The organism is Desulfonauticus submarinus (assembly GCF_900104045.1).
GTDB lineage: Bacteria > Desulfobacterota > Desulfovibrionia > Desulfovibrionales > Desulfonatronovibrionaceae > Desulfonauticus > Desulfonauticus submarinus.
This window is the reverse complement of sequence record NZ_FNIN01000008.1, coordinates 1-15,142: the sequence shown is the minus strand read 5'-3', so window position 1 is coordinate 15,142 and position 15,142 is coordinate 1. Positions and strand designations below refer to the sequence as shown.

Below are 15,142 nucleotides of genomic sequence, written 5' to 3'. Positions count from 1 at the left end.
GGAGAAAAATAATGCGTCATTTTTTATCTATTTTAGATTTAAAACCTAGCGAAGCAGAACAACTAGTTTATCGGGCTAAAGAAATAAAAGAAAAGAGATGGCAAGGGGATATTTTAAAAGGAAAAGTTTTAGCTTTAATTTTTGAAAAGTCTTCTACACGGACACGGGTTTCCTTTGAGGTTGGTATTAAACATCTGGGGGGAGAAACTATTTTTATGACCCCAAGAGATTGCCAATTAGGCAGAAGTGAGCCTCTTAAGGACACTGCAAGAGTGTTATCAAGATATGTGAATGGTCTTATAGTGCGTACATTTGAGCAGGAGAAATTAGAAGTTTTAGCTTCTTATGGTTCTATTCCTGTTATTAATGCTTTAACAGATATGTTTCATCCCTGCCAAGTAATGAGTGATCTTTTGACTATTTTTGAACGTACACCAGATTATTCTAAATTAAAAATTGCTTGGATAGGTGATGGCAATAATATGGCTCATTCTTGGATAAATGCGGCAATTTATTTTCCTTTTCAACTTAATATTGCTTGCCCTAAAGGTTATGAACCAGATCCTGAGATTTTAAGTGGAGCTCTTAATATGGGAGCTAAAATATTTTGTACCAATGATCCTAAAGAAGCTGTAGAAGGGGTGGATTATATTAATACAGATGTATGGGCATCAATGGGACAGGAACAAGAAGCTGAGATTAGACAAGAGAAATTTAGTGCATTTCAGGTTAACTCAGAGCTTTTAAAGTTAGCTAAAAAGGATGTAAAAATTATGCACTGTCTTCCTGCTCATAGAGGAGAGGAAATTACAGAAGAAGTTTTAGAAGGACCTAATTCTATAGTTTGGGATCAGGCAGAAAACAGATTGCATATGCAAAAGGCAATTTTAGAATGGGTTTATTCGTAAGATTACTTTTGTTCATGACAATTAGGGAGCTTTGATTTTTTATAGAATTGTGTGGAGGAAGATATATGTCAGAGATTAAAAAAGTAGTTTTGGCTTATTCTGGTGGTTTAGACACATCAGTTATTTTAAAGTGGATAAAAAAAACTTATAATTGTGAAGTTATTACTTTTACTGCAGATTTAGGACAGGAAGAAGAATTAGATGGGCTCGAAGAAAAGGCTTTAAAAACAGGAGCAAGTAAAGTTTATATTGAAGATCTTAGAGAAGAATTTGTGCGGGATTTTGTGTTTCCAATGTTTCGAGCCAAAGCTATTTATGAGGGAAGATATTTGTTGGGAACTTCTATTGCAAGGCCGCTTATTGCTAAGCGTTTAGTGGAAATTGCTAAAAAGGAAGGAGCTCAAGCAATAGCACATGGGGCTACAGGTAAAGGAAATGATCAGGTCCGTTTTGAACTGACTGTTATGGCTCTAGCTCCAGAAATTAAAACTATTGCCCCTTGGAGGGAATGGAATTTAAATTCGCGTAAGGCACTTATTACTTTTGCCAAAGAGAATGGTATCCCTATTCCTGTTAGTAAAGAAAAGCCGTATAGTTGTGATAGAAATTTATTGCATATTTCTTTTGAGGGTGGAGAACTAGAAGACCCTTGGCAGGAAGCAGGAGAAGGTACTTATTTGCTTACTGTTCCGCCAGAAAAGGCTCCAGATTCTCCAGAAATTATTACCTTAGGTTTTGAAAAAGGAAATCCTATAAGTTTAAACGGAGAAAACTTATCACCAGCTACTTTATTAAAACGTTTAAATATACTTGGTGGAAAGCATGGAGTTGGAAGAATTGATATGGTAGAAAATAGATTTGTGGGCATTAAGTCTAGAGGAGTGTATGAAACACCTGGCGGAACTATAATTTATATAGCTCATCAAGATTTAGAAGGTATTTGTTTAGATAGGGAGCTCTTGCATTTAAGAGATAGCCTAATCCCACGATATGCAGAAATGGTCTATAATGGTTTTTGGTATTCTCCTGAAAGGGAAGCTTTGCAGGAATTTATGGATAAAGCACAGGAGAGAGTAACAGGAGAGGTGAGGTTAAAACTATATAAAGGTGGGGTTTATCCATTGGGAAGACGTTCTCCTTTTAGTTTATATCAGTCAGACTTAGCTACTTTTGAAGAAGATGAAGTTTACAATCATAAAGACGCTGCTGGCTTTATTCGTTTACAAGGACTTAGGTTTTTAGGAGCAAAGAAAAATGCCTAAAAAAGAGAAAAAACTGTGGGGGGGTAGGTTTGATAACAATCAATCTCCTTTAGTTGAGGAATATACTCAATCTGTGGAATTTGATTTTAATTTTTACCAAGAGGACATTCAGGGCTCTATTGCTCATGCTAAAATGTTGGCAGAGATTGGGATTTTGACTCCACAAGAACTTAATTTATTGATTCAAGGATTAGAGAAAATTAAGGCTGAGATTGAGACTGGAGTGTTTGAGTGGAAAAAAGAGTTTGAAGATGTTCACATGAATATAGAAAAGAGACTTATTGAATTAGTTGGTGATGTGGGGAAAAAATTACATACAGGCAGAAGTAGAAATGATCAGGTGGCATTGGATTTTAGATTATATGTAGCCAAGGCAGTAAAAGAATGGCAAGAATATTTAAGAGAGTTAATTACAGCTTTAGTCAAAGTTGCTTCCAAAAACAAAGATACGCTTTTACCTGGTTTTACTCACTTGCAACCTGCTCAACCAATTAGTTTAGCTCAACATCTTTTAGCATATGCGTGGATGTTTAAACGTGATTTTGAAAGAATCCAAGATGCATTAAAGCGAATAGAGGTTTCGCCGTTGGGGGCAGCAGCATTGGCTGGTAGTGCCTATGCTTTAAATCCTGATTTTGTAGCCAAAGAGATTGGATTTAGAGCTTCCTTTAATAACAGTATGGATGCTGTTTCAGATAGAGATTTTGTGTTGGAAAGTCTTTTTATTGCTAGTGTTATTCAGGCTCATTTAAGTCGTTTGTGTGAAGAAATTATTTTATGGTCAAATCCTTGTTTTGGTTTTGTTTTACTTCCAGATGAATTTGCCACAGGATCTTCCATTATGCCTCAGAAAAAAAATCCTGATGTAGCTGAAATTATGCGAGGGAAAACAGGAAGGGTATATGGTAACTTGGTTTCATTACTTACTGTAATAAAAGGTTTACCTTTAACCTATAATAGGGATTTGCAAGAAGATAAGGAGCCGTTTTTAGATACTCATAAAACTATTTCATTGTCTCTTATTTTAATGAAAGAGATGTTTTTAAAGTTAAAATTTCAACAACAAAATATGCTAAAAGCAATTAAAAAAGGTTTTTTAAATGCCACAGAACTTGCTGATTATTTAGTGTTAAAGGGAGTACCTTTTAGAGAAGCTCATCATATTTCAGGTCGGTTAGTAAAATTAGCAGAAAATAAAAATATAAGTTTAGAAGAGCTATCTTTAGAAGAAATGAAAAAAGAATGTTCTAAAATTGAAGAAGATGTTTTTGAGGCTTTAGATTATAAACAAGCGATACAAAAACGGAATATTAAAGGGGGAACTGGTCCTAAGTCTGTGGAATTTCAACTTAATTTGCTTAAAGAATGGATAAAAAAAAATGGCGGAAGCGTATAGGAGTCGAACCTACCGACGACCTTTCGGCCGTCCACTGGATTTGAAGTCCAGGCGCCACACCGGTGACGATACGCTTCCACCAAGAAAAATAAATATAAAGATAAACTTTTTTTTTGGCAAGAGTTTGTTCTAAGGTCTTTTAAAAATAGTGCCAAGAGATGATTTGGCTCGTTTTTTCTAAAATAGACAACATGGTAGAAATAATTTAAAGTAAACGCAATAGATTTTTATTTAAAAAAGACCTAAAGAAAGGTGAAGATAGATATTTTTGGGTATAACGTGTTTATTATTTAAGAAAATATTTTTTTATTAATGGAGGATAAATGAATAGTTTTTCTAAAAACCTGGCCTTATGGATTGTAATTTCCTTGGTCATGGTTGTTTTGTTTAATCTTTTTAACCAGCCCCAAACAGGTCAATTAAAGCTTACTTATTCTGAATTTGTGGAAAAAGTAAAGCATGGGGATGTATTGGCAGTCAAAATTCAGGGAGAAAAAATAAATGGCGTACTTACGGACAACCAGCGTTTTTATGTGTATAAAACAAATGATCCCAATTTAATTCAGCTGCTATTAAAGAATAAGGTCCAAGTGGAAGCCCAGCCTCAAGAAGAGACTCCATGGTATATTTCGGTATTTATTTCTTGGTTTCCAATGATTCTTCTTATAGGGGTGTGGATCTTTTTTATGCGTCAGATGCAAGGAGGAGGTGGTAAAGCTCTTTCTTTTGGTAGATCAAGAGCTAAGATGATTACTCAAGAAGAGATAAAGGTTACTTTTAAAGATGTTGCAGGAGTAGAAGAGGCAAAAGAAGAGCTTCAAGAGGTCGTTGATTTTTTAAGTGATCCCAAAAAATTTACAAGATTAGGTGGTAGGATTCCTAAGGGAGTGCTTTTAGTTGGTCCTCCTGGTACAGGTAAAACTCTTTTAGCTAAAGCTGTGGCTGGAGAAGCTGGTGTTCCGTTTTTTTCCATTTCTGGTTCAGAATTTGTAGAAATGTTTGTAGGTGTGGGAGCTGCAAGAGTTAGGGATTTGTTTATTCAAGCTAAAAGACATGCACCTTGTCTTATTTTTATTGATGAAATTGATGCTGTAGGAAGACAGAGAGGAGCTGGACTGGGAGGCGGGCATGATGAAAGAGAACAGACTTTAAATCAGCTTTTAGTAGAAATGGATGGATTTGAAGCAAATGAAGGGGTTATTTTAATTGCAGCAACTAATAGACCTGATGTATTAGATCCTGCTTTGCTTAGACCTGGTAGGTTTGATCGTCAGGTAGTGGTCCCTAATCCAGATTTAAATGGTCGTAAAAAAATATTAGAGGTTCATGTGCGAAGAACACCTTTGGCAGATGATGTTGATCTAGAAGTTATAGCTAGAGGTACTCCAGGATTTTCAGGTGCTGATTTAGAAAATCTAGTTAATGAAGCAGCTTTACATGCAGCTAAGTTGGGAAAAGATAAGGTGGATATGGAGGATTTTGAACAAGCAAAAGATAAAGTTTTAATGGGAAAGGAAAGAAGAAGTATTATTTTAAGCGAAGAAGAAAAAAAGACAACAGCTTATCACGAAGCTGGTCATACCTTGGTGGCAAAGTTTTCTCCCAAAGCAGATCCTGTGCATAAAGTTTCTATTATTCCTAGAGGAAGAGCACTTGGGATTACTATGCAACTTCCTATTGATGATAGACATACATATTCTAAAACTTATTTAGAAACTAGTTTGGCAGTGTTAATGGGCGGTCGAGTAGCAGAAGAGATTGTTTTTGGAGAACTTACTACTGGAGCAGGAAATGATATTGAACGGGCTACAAAAATGGCTAGAAGAATGGTTTGTGAATGGGGGATGAGTGATAATTTAGGGCCTTTGGCTTGGGGCGATAATTCTCAAGAGATTTTTTTGGGAAGAGATCTTGTACATCATAAAGATTATAGTGAAGAGACTGCTAGGCAAATAGATGCAGAAGTTAAGAGAGTAGTCTTAAAAGCATATCAGAGGGCTAGAAAAATATTAGAAGAGAATTTAAATAAACTACATGATTTAGCTAATGCTCTTTTAGAGCGGGAAACTCTTACTGGCGAGGAAGTGGATAAGATATTAAAAGGAGAACCTTTACAGGATAAAAGTGAAGATGTTGCTAAGGAGAGTGAGATAAAAGAGGAAAAAATAAAAGATGATTTTGAAATTTCCTAAGGCATGGGGTAGGTATGGGAAAAGAGTCTATATGGAAAGTTAGAGGGGGTAGGTTGGATACTACCCCTTTTTTAATTGTGGGTATTTTAAATGCCACTCCAGATTCTTTTTATGATGGTGGCGCATATTTGGATATTGCTAAGGCAATGAAAAGGGTGGATCAAATTATTGAAGAAGGCGGAGATGTTATTGATATAGGAGGTGAAAGCACTAGGCCTTATTCAAAAAGAGTTTCTGTTGAAGAAGAAAAAGAAAGGGTTTTACCTGTGATTAAGGCTGCTATGGAAAAATATCCAGAGGCTATAATTTCTATTGATACCTATAAAGCACAGGTAGCTAGAGAGGCCTTGGAACTTGGAGTAAAAATTGTGAATGATGTTTCTGCGTGGGAATTTGATCCTGAACTTTTAGAGGTAATTGTTGAGTATAAACCAGGATATGTATTAATGCATAGTAAAGGTAGGCCAGAAAATATGCAAGATGGCCCTTTTTATAAGAATGTTATAGAAGAAATTAAGGCTTTTTTTGAAAAAAAACTAAATATATTGGTCAAGCAAGGAGTTCCAGAGGAGAATATTGTCTTAGACCCAGGTATTGGTTTTGGTAAATTACTAGAACATAATTTAACGATTCTAGCTAATATAGAAAAATTTTTTGTCTTTGATAGACCTATTTTTATGGGGCTTTCTAATAAATCTATGTGGGAAAAATTGTTAGGGCTTGAAGTTGGTAAGAGACAAATGGCTACTCAGGTAGCTACAGCTTTAATGGCTGAAAAGGGAGTGTATATTCATAGGGTACATGAAGTTAAGGAAACAAGACATACATTAACAATTGTAAAGGCTTTAACATGTCAGTAATTAGTTTTGGTGGAATTACTATTTCATGGCGAGATATATTAGATATTTTAATAGTAAGTTATCTTTTTTATTTGATTATAGTTTTAGTTAAAGGAACAAGAGCTGTTGCTGTTATTTATGGCCTTGCAGTTGTTATAGTATTCTATTTTTTAGCTGGTGAGTTTGGTTTTTATACTTTACATTGGCTCTTGGGTAATTTTTTAAGTTATATTTTTTTGGTTATTGTTATCTTATTTCAAAAAGATATAAGAAGGGCTTTGGCTGTAGTAGGGGCCAAAAGAATTTTTTCTAAAGAGAAGATAGAGGAAAAAATTTTAGACGAGTTGGTATTAGCTTTAGTTAAAATGGCAGAAAAGAGAATAGGGGCTATTGTAGTATTAGAAAAGAATATCCCTTTGGGAGATATTATTGAAAGAGGAGTTGAGGTAAAGGCTAAGTTATCTAAAGAATTATTGTTGAGTATTTTTTATCCTGGTTCACCTCTTCATGATGGAGCAGTTATCTTAAGAAAAGGTAAGATTGAGGCAGCTGGTTGTGTGTTGCCATTGGCTGTGGGTATTAAACATAGGTCAGATTTGGGCACAAGACATAGAGCTGCTATTGGTCTTACCGAAGAATGTGATGCGGTTTCTATTGTTGTTTCTGAAGAGAGAGGAACAATTTCTGTAGCTATAGGAGGCAAATTAACTTCTGCTTTGGATGAGGTTAGGCTAAGAAGAGTCGTTCAAACTGTACTGGAAAGGTAAGTTATGCGTAATTGGCAATATAAGCTTTTAGCTCTTTTACTGGCTATTTTTGTTTGGTATTTAATAAGTGGGAGAGAAAAAGTCGATTATTGGATGGAAGTGCCATTAGAAGTTGAATCTTTACCTAACAATTATATTATAACAGGAGGTCTTCCTTCTAAAATTCAGGTTAGGGTAAGGGCAACAAGGGCAGTTTTAGAAAGATTACAACAAGGTAAATATAGTTATAGTTTAGATCTTTCTAAAATTAAAATAGGACAAAACGTAATAGTGCTAGATGGAGAAGCTATTAAACTACCTTTACCGGTAGAAGTTGTTTCATTTCTTCCGCCTCGCTTAGAAATTAATATTGATAAAATAGCTCATAAAAATGTACCTGTAGTAGTTGATTGGAAATCCTCTGTTCGCCATTTTGAGAGATATTTTAAAGTAGAAGAAGTCTCATCTATTCCAAATAAAATTTTAGTAAGAGGACCAAGTAAAATTTTAAATGATGTTAAAAAAATAAAAACGAAAAAAATAATAATTAATCCTTTTGAAAAGTGTTCTTTTGAGGAAATGGTTCCTTTGGATTTGCTTCCAGAAATAAACTCAGAAATAGGAAGTGTTGATGTAAAAATTATGTTATCTCCAAAGAGAAAGGAGTTTTGGATAGTAAGAAATATTTCTGTTGAGAATAAACTGAAAAAGAGGAAAATCTATCTTAAGCCATCGAAGTGTAGATTATATATTTCTGTACCACTTTATTTAATGGAAGAAAATAAATGGAAAAAAGACTTTAAAGTATTTGTTGATTTACAAAATAAAGGTAAAGGTAAATATGAGTTTCCTATACAAGTAAGGCGTTCAAAAGATATTTTGATTTTAGAAAAAAAACCAATGAGTGCAAAGATAATCATAAAATAAGGGAGAATAAATGGGAAAACTTTTTGGTACTGATGGAATTAGAGGACAAGCAAATATATTCCCAATGTTACCAGAGATAGCTCTACGTGTTGGGTTGGCAGTGGGACAAATTTTTAGAAATGGAATGAAAAGACATAGAGTTGTTATTGGGAAAGATACAAGACTTTCTGGATATATTTTTGAATCAGCTTTGACTTCTGGTTTTTGTGCTTCAGGAATGGATGTCTTTTTAGTTGGTCCTATGCCAACTCCAGCTATTGCTTTTTTAACCAGGAATATGCGTGCAGATGTAGGGGTAGTGATTTCAGCTTCGCATAATCCTTATATGGATAATGGTATAAAATTTTTTGACTCCAAAGGTTTTAAATTGTCTGATGAGATAGAAAATAGAATTAGTGAACTTGTTCTTTCTCCAGATGTAGAGTGGAATACTCCAAAATCAGATTTGCTAGGAAGGGCTATAAAGATAGAAGATAGTCCTGGACGGTATATTGTTTTTTTAAAAAATACGTTTTCTCAGGATTTAACTTTAGATGGCTTAAAAGTGGTTTTAGACTGTGCTAATGGCGCTACATATAAGGTAGCTCCCTTGGTCTTTGAGGAGTTGGGAGCAAAGGTTATAAAAATAGGAGTAGAACCTAATGGACTCAATATAAATAAAAAATGTGGATCACTATATCCTGATGTAACAGCCTCTTTAGTGCAAGAGACTGGGGCTGATGTTGGATTTTGTCTGGATGGAGATGGAGATAGGCTTATTGCTGTTGATGATGAGGGCTACATTTTAGATGGTGATCAGATTATGGCAATTTGTGCTAATTATTTATTAGAAAAAGATGCTTTGCCGCAAAGAACATTGGTCGCCACAGTAATGAGTAATATGGCTTTAGAGATTTTTATGGAACAGAAAGGAGGAAGATTAGTTAGAACTCCTGTAGGAGATAGATTTGTAGTAGAAGAGATGTGTAGAAGTGGATATATATTAGGAGGAGAACAGTCAGGACATATGGTGTTTCTTAACTTTACTACTACAGGTGATGGTTTAGTAACAGCTTTGCAACTTTTAAAAATTATGTTGAAAACAGGCAAACCATTATCTTATTGGAGGAAACTTCTTACCCCCTTTCCTCAAAAGCTTAAGAACATACATGTAAAAAATAAAGTGCCTTTAGGTGAATGCAGACAAATATGTAAAGCTCTGCAACAAGCTGAAAAATCATTGCAGGGTAAAGGAAGGGTTTTGTTAAGATATTCAGGTACTGAACCTGTTTTAAGGATAATGGTAGAAGCAGAAAATTTAAATCTAGTGGACAAATGGATGGATTATTTAGTAGATATAGCAGAAAAAGAATTGCTTTAGTATAAAAGCATAAGGGGGATACAATGAAAATAGAAAAAGTAGTCATACCTGTGGCTGGATGGGGTACTCGTTCCTTGCCAGCAACTAAAAATATACCAAAAGAAATGTTACCTGTTTATCGAAAACCAGCTGTTCAATACGTGGTTGAAGAAGCTATGATGGCAGGACTTACTGATGTTGTATTTGTTACTAATAAAAATAAAAGAGCATTGGAAGATCATTTTGATAGGAATCTTTCTTTGGAAATGGTGTTAAAAAGAGCAGGAAAACAAGACTTGCTTGATCAAGTGATTAAAGTAGCAGAGATGGTTAATATTATTTCTGTTCGTCAAAAAGAGCAACTCGGTCTTGGACATGCAGTATTATGTGCTAGAGAAGTGGTCAAAAAAGAACCTTTTGCAGTTTTAGTGGGTGATGATTTAATTTTTAGTCCTTCTCCTGCCATTGAACAACTGATAGAAGTTGCAAAGACAGAACAAATGCCTGTAGTGGGAGTGATGGAGGTGCCTTTAGAAAGGGTATCCAATTATGGAATTATTGGTGGAGAAGAGATTAGTCCAGGTTTATTTAGGGTGAAAAAACTTCATGAAAAACCTTTACCAGAGAATGCACCATCTAGATTGGCAGTAGTGGGCAGATATGTTTTAACTCCAGATATTTTTGAATATTTAGAACAGGTTAAACCAGATAGTCAGGGAGAGTATCAACTTACAGACGCACTTCATTTTTTAGCTAAAGAAAATCGTTTACTTGCTGTAAAAGTATCGGGGAAAAGATTTGATATTGGCGACTGGGTCGACTATTTAACCGCAAATATTTACTTTGGACTCAAAGATGAAGAATTAAAAAGTGAATTATTAAATAGTTTAAAAGAATTATTAAGTTGTTAAGATGAAAAAAATATTATTATTAATAGTTATTTTATTTTTAAACCTTGGAAAAGGAGAGGCTTTTTTCCCGAAATTTGAAGATATAAGTAAACAATGGCAAGAACAATATTCAAAATTAAAGTATCTAGAGTGTGAAATTAAGTGGGAAAATCCTGCACTGAGTATAAGGATTTGGAAGAGTCAAGAGAGATCTTTAGAAGAGTGGGTGGAACTAAAAAATGGTATACTACAGGTGGTGGGGGCTTGTCTTAGAAATGGACATAAGGTAATAGCAAGCACTTTTGCTAATGCCCCCAGTCAGAGTATAATAGACTGTTTTTTCTATTCTCCTACAATTTGGAAGTCCTTGGGAGTGAGTTGGAATAAGAAACGATATGTATGTTGGAATGATCAGTTGGCTCTTAAAATAGGAGAAGATGTTTTTTGTCTTTATTTAGCAAATGAGAGATTTTATCCTCTTGGTGCGAGATTAGGAACGGTTTCTTTAGGGTGGGGAGATTTTGTATATTTAGGTAATTATTATCTGCCTACCTCGGGGTGGATTACTAATTTGTCGTTTTCTAGGAAGTTTCAAATAAAATGGGGACGTATAAATACAAGATCTCAGAATATTCAATTCTCTAGAGAATGGTTTGATGCAAGATACTCAGCAGTGGGTAGCTTTCTACCTATATCTTGTAAACCTTTATTGAATCTTCTACGTTCGCTGCCTTAAATCCTAGATTTGTAAGGTCCTTTTTAATTATCAACAGTTATATTTTTAATTGAAGGCATATGGATGTAGTTAAAGTATTTCTTTTAAACTCTCCTTATTTAAAATTAGATTACTTACCTCCTTTAGAAGTTCAAGTTTCGGACCTAAAGATAGGTTCAAGAGTGGTTGTACCTCTTGGTAAAAAAAGGATATGTGTTGGGATTGTGCAAAGTATTTGTTTTCTAGATAGCGATTGTGAATTTAACTTAAAAAGGATTGTTTTACCTTTAGAGAATCCATTAATTTCTGAAACATATTTTAAGTTAATCGAAGATATGTCTAAACGTTATGCAGGAAATTTTGCTCAAATTTTGTCCAATGTTTTACCTAGTATCTTTAAAAAAATACCACGGAAAATATGGATAGGTTCAAAAGTATATTCTGTAGATAAAATACTATCTTCAGATGTTGATTATACACGATATATTACTTATTGGCGGGAGAAAAAAGTTTATTTTTTTAAAGATAGTGATAATTTTTTGGTAAAATTAAAAAATAAAAGTGTAAAAAAAATAAGAGGAAAAATAAAACAAGCTATTATAGATTTATTAAAAGAGAATAATGTCTTATCTATATCAGAAATTAAATCTTTTTTGGCAAAAAAAAATATATATTCATCTCTCGATAAACTGGAAAGAGAAGGATTAATTGTAATTTTTAAGGAGAAAACACTACAAAATAGATTATCTTCTGTTGAATATAAATTAAATAATTCTCAATATAATATTGCAAAAGAGATGGAGCAGGTTTTAACTACACATAAATTTGAAACCCATTTATTACATGGTATCACTGGGAGTGGAAAAACTTTTGTTTATCTTCATTTGTTAAAGAAATGTCTAGAACAAGGGAAAAGTGCGATTTTACTTTTGCCAGAAGTTGCTCTTGCTTGGGGGATGTTCCAGCGATTAAAAAAACTTTTATCTTATAAACATATTTATTTTTATACTGGCAACTTGCCTGATTTAGAGAAACAGAGAATTTTTTATATTTCTTCTCATACTCCTACTTTGATAATTGGAACACGATCAAGTATTTTTTTGCCTTTTTATAAATTGGGTTTGATTATAGTAGATGAAGAGCATGTCGAAAGTTATAAGCAAGAGCAAGGAATATACTATCAAACCAAAGAAATTGTGTATTTTTTAGCAAAGCAAAATAATGCATTATTACTTTTAGGTTCGGCTACTCCAGATATAAAAACTTTTTATTCTGCGAATCAAGGTAATATTTTTAAACATACTCTAGACAAGAGATTTGGTCTAAGTTTGCCACCAAAAATTATTGTTATTGACTTAAAAAATAAGCAAAATAAAGATATTTTTTCTCAAAAGATTTTTGATAAACTATCTGATGTTATTACAAAAGGAGAACAAGTAATAATTCTCCATAATAGGAGAGGATATTGTCCTATTTTATACTGTAGTTCTTGTGGAAATACAATCAAGTGTCCTTCTTGTGATATAAGTCTTACCTATCATAAAAAAAATAATAGTCTTATGTGCCATTATTGTGGATTTAAAATAAAATTTCCTCCTATTTGTTCTGTATGTGAATCTTCTAATTTTTCTTTTTATGGAGAAGGAACAGAAAAAATAGAAGAGTTTTTGAAAAAAAAGTTCCCTAATATAACAATTTTGAGATTAGATAAAGATATAGTTCAATCTCGGCATAAATTTAAAGAGATATTACAATCTTTTGAGCGAGGTGAGGGGCAAGTTTTAATAGGTACGCAGATGTTAAGTAAAGGACATGATTTTGCGAATGTAACTCTGGGTATTGTTTTAGATGGTGATTTGGGTTTGAATTTTCCTGACTATAGGGCTAGAGAGAGATTGTTTCAGCTTTTGGTTCAGCTTTGTGGACGTGTAGGAAGGAGGGATAAAAGAGGAGAAGTTTATATTCAAACAAGAAATAAAGCCTTAGATTTTTGGAATTTTGTGGAAAATGGAGACTATATCGGTTTTTGTAAGCAAGAGTTAAAAAAGAGAAAACTCTTTGATTATCCTCCCTTTGTTAATTTAGGGCTTATTAGGGTGAGTTTTGCTCGTGATTGGGAAGAAAAAGATGTTTTTTTGGATGAGTTAACTAAACAGTGTTTGATTTTTGCTAAAAATTTTGAAGGCAAAGTTTTAGGACCAGTTCCTGCTCCTATTTATTATTTGCACTCTAAGTATAGATATCATATTTTACTTAAAAGTTTACAGTGGAGTAATATTAGGACTTTTTTCCTAAATTTAAAAACAAATCTTTTAGACAAGAGAGTATTAAGTAAAAAAAGACAAGTCCAATTAATTTTGGACTTAGATCCTGTAAGCATTTTATAATTTAGGAGGAAAAGATGAGACTCAAGGTATTGCAGGCTTTAAGATCAGAAAATGCTCAAAAGGATATTGTAATAAAGGGATGGATAAGAACTAGAAGAGACTCAAAAGGATTTTCTTTTTTGGAGATAAACGATGGTTCTTGCTTAAAGAATATTCAGGCGATATTGTCCTGGGATGTGATATCTAAAGATAGTTTGTCGAAGTTTACTACAGGTGCTGCTGTAAGTGTTAAAGGTGATTTGGTTGAATCTCCAGGAAAAGGACAAAAATGGGAGATTCAAGTAAATGAAATTAAATTGTTAGGCGAAGCTCCAGCAGATAAATATCCACTTCAGAAAAAGAGACATAGTGATGAATTTTTGAGAACAATAGCTCATCTTAGGCCTAGGACAAATAAATATGGGGCTATTAATAGAGTCCGCTCTGCTTTAGCCTTTGGAATTCATAAATTTTTTAATGAGCGTGGCTTCTTTTATGTTCACTCTCCCATATTAACTGGGTCGGATTGTGAAGGCGCAGGAGAAATGTTTACTGTTACAGCGTTAGATTTACAAAAGATAAACAAGCAAATTGATTTTACTCAAGATTTTTTTGGTAAAAAAGCTCATCTTACAGTTTCAGGACAATTAGAAGCAGAAATTTTAGCTTGTGCTTTAGGTGATGTATATACTTTTGGTCCCACTTTTAGAGCAGAAAATTCTAATACTCCTAGACATGCGGCTGAATTTTGGATGTTAGAACCAGAAATGGCATTTGCAGATCTTGAGGATGATATGGACTTGGCCGAAGATTTGGTAAAATGGTTAGTAGAATATATAATGAATAGCTGTGAAGATGATATAGGGTTGTTTGCAAAATTCCTTGATAAAGAACTTAAGAATAGATTAGATCTAGTGTTAAATTCTTCTTTTGAGAGAGTTAGTTATGGTGAAGCTATTCATATTTTGCAAAAATCTAAAAGAAGTTTTGAGTTCCCTGTTAAGTATGGGTTAGATCTTCAAACTGAGCATGAGCGATATTTGACAGAAGACTATTTTAAAAAGCCTGTGTTTGTTTTTGATTATCCCAAAGAGATTAAAGCGTTTTATATGCGTCTTAATGAGGATCAGAAAACAGTAGCAGCAATGGATTTGTTGGTTCCAAAAGTGGGTGAGTTAGTTGGGGGTAGTCAAAGAGAAGAAAGACTAGACGTGCTAGAGACTAGAATGGATGAAGTTGGTTTGGATAAAGAAGAATATTGGTGGTATTTGGATTTGAGAAGATTTGGTAGCGTACCTCATGCTGGTTTTGGTTTAGGTTTTGAGAGACTTATTATGTTTGTAACAGGAGTAAGTAATATTAGAGATGTGATCCCTTTTCCTAGGACACCGAAAAGTTTGGAGTTTTAGAAAAATTTTAAAAAAACTTTTTTTCTTCTTGACAAAAATAAAAAAAAGTTTATCTTCTCTCCTTCGCCACGAGGGGATGGAGTTGGGTTGGAGAGAGTTGTTTTGGAGTTGGAGTGGTGATTGGGGTTGTGGAAAAAAAGTTATTGACAAGTT

The 15,142-nt window shown here is 33.8% G+C and carries 12 protein-coding genes and 1 tRNA gene; 12 read left to right on the top strand and 1 reads right to left on the bottom strand.

The genetic code is table 11. From position 1 onward, the window contains the following. The first annotated feature begins 8 nt into the window (after positions 1-8). The 3 genes from argF to argH all read left to right on the top strand — a co-directional run bounded on the left by argF (position 9) and on the right by argH (position 3,566). The gene (gene argF, locus BLP60_RS07445; protein WP_092065615.1) at positions 9-908 is read left to right on the top strand and encodes an ornithine carbamoyltransferase; all 900 of its coding nucleotides are present in this window, start codon (positions 9-11) and stop codon (positions 906-908) included. Between the two features lie 65 nt (positions 909-973). Continuing rightward, positions 974-2,170, top strand: a complete 1,197-nt coding sequence (locus tag BLP60_RS07440; RefSeq protein ID WP_092065613.1) for an argininosuccinate synthase — start codon at positions 974-976, stop codon at positions 2,168-2,170. Continuing rightward, a complete protein-coding gene (gene argH, locus BLP60_RS07435; RefSeq protein WP_092065611.1) occupies positions 2,163-3,566 on the top strand; it encodes an argininosuccinate lyase in 1,404 nt (467 codons plus the stop codon). The genes BLP60_RS07440 and argH overlap by 8 nt, the downstream gene beginning before the upstream one ends. Here the strand turns inward: argH and BLP60_RS07430 are convergent. Then, positions 3,551-3,644: transfer RNA gene (locus BLP60_RS07430), tRNA-Sec, on the bottom strand. The genes argH and BLP60_RS07430 overlap by 16 nt on opposite strands. A gap of 245 nt (positions 3,645-3,889) precedes the next feature. Between BLP60_RS07430 and ftsH the strand changes: the two genes are divergently transcribed. The 9 genes from ftsH to asnS are packed head-to-tail and all read left to right on the top strand — an operon-like array spanning position 3,890 to position 14,989. After that, positions 3,890-5,758 (top strand): ATP-dependent zinc metalloprotease FtsH, encoded by a 1,869-nt coding sequence (ftsH, locus tag BLP60_RS07425; RefSeq protein WP_092065609.1) that lies wholly within the window; start codon positions 3,890-3,892, stop codon positions 5,756-5,758. A 14-nt stretch (positions 5,759-5,772) separates the two neighbouring features. Next, complete coding sequence (gene folP, locus BLP60_RS07420; RefSeq protein WP_092065607.1) at positions 5,773-6,618, top strand: dihydropteroate synthase; 846 nt, start codon at positions 5,773-5,775, stop codon at positions 6,616-6,618. Further along, a complete protein-coding gene (gene cdaA, locus BLP60_RS07415) occupies positions 6,609-7,364 on the top strand; it encodes a diadenylate cyclase CdaA (RefSeq protein ID WP_092065605.1) in 756 nt (251 codons plus the stop codon). Before folP ends, cdaA begins: the two co-directional genes overlap by 10 nt. Positions 7,365-7,367: 3 nt before the next feature. Beyond that, positions 7,368-8,270, top strand: a complete 903-nt coding sequence (locus tag BLP60_RS07410) for a CdaR family protein (RefSeq protein WP_092065603.1) — start codon at positions 7,368-7,370, stop codon at positions 8,268-8,270. Between the two features lie 10 nt (positions 8,271-8,280). Then, entirely contained in the window at positions 8,281-9,630 is a 1,350-nt protein-coding gene (gene glmM, locus BLP60_RS07405) for a phosphoglucosamine mutase (protein ID WP_092065601.1), read from the top strand. 23 nt (positions 9,631-9,653) lie between these two features. Beyond that, entirely contained in the window at positions 9,654-10,520 is an 867-nt protein-coding gene (gene galU / locus BLP60_RS07400; RefSeq protein WP_092065599.1) for a UTP--glucose-1-phosphate uridylyltransferase GalU, read from the top strand. A 1-nt stretch (position 10,521) separates the two neighbouring features. Further along, positions 10,522-11,235: a hypothetical protein gene (locus tag BLP60_RS07395; protein ID WP_092065597.1), complete on the top strand. Its 714-nt coding sequence runs from the start codon at positions 10,522-10,524 to the stop codon at positions 11,233-11,235. Positions 11,236-11,294: 59 nt separating this feature from the next. Then, on the top strand, positions 11,295-13,601 hold the full coding sequence (gene priA / locus BLP60_RS07390) for a replication restart helicase PriA (protein WP_092065595.1): 2,307 nt from the start codon (positions 11,295-11,297) through the stop codon (positions 13,599-13,601). Positions 13,602-13,615: 14 nt separating this feature from the next. Further along, positions 13,616-14,989, top strand: a complete 1,374-nt coding sequence (asnS, locus tag BLP60_RS07385; protein WP_092065593.1) for an asparagine--tRNA ligase — start codon at positions 13,616-13,618, stop codon at positions 14,987-14,989. The last annotated feature ends 153 nt before the right edge of the window (positions 14,990-15,142 follow it).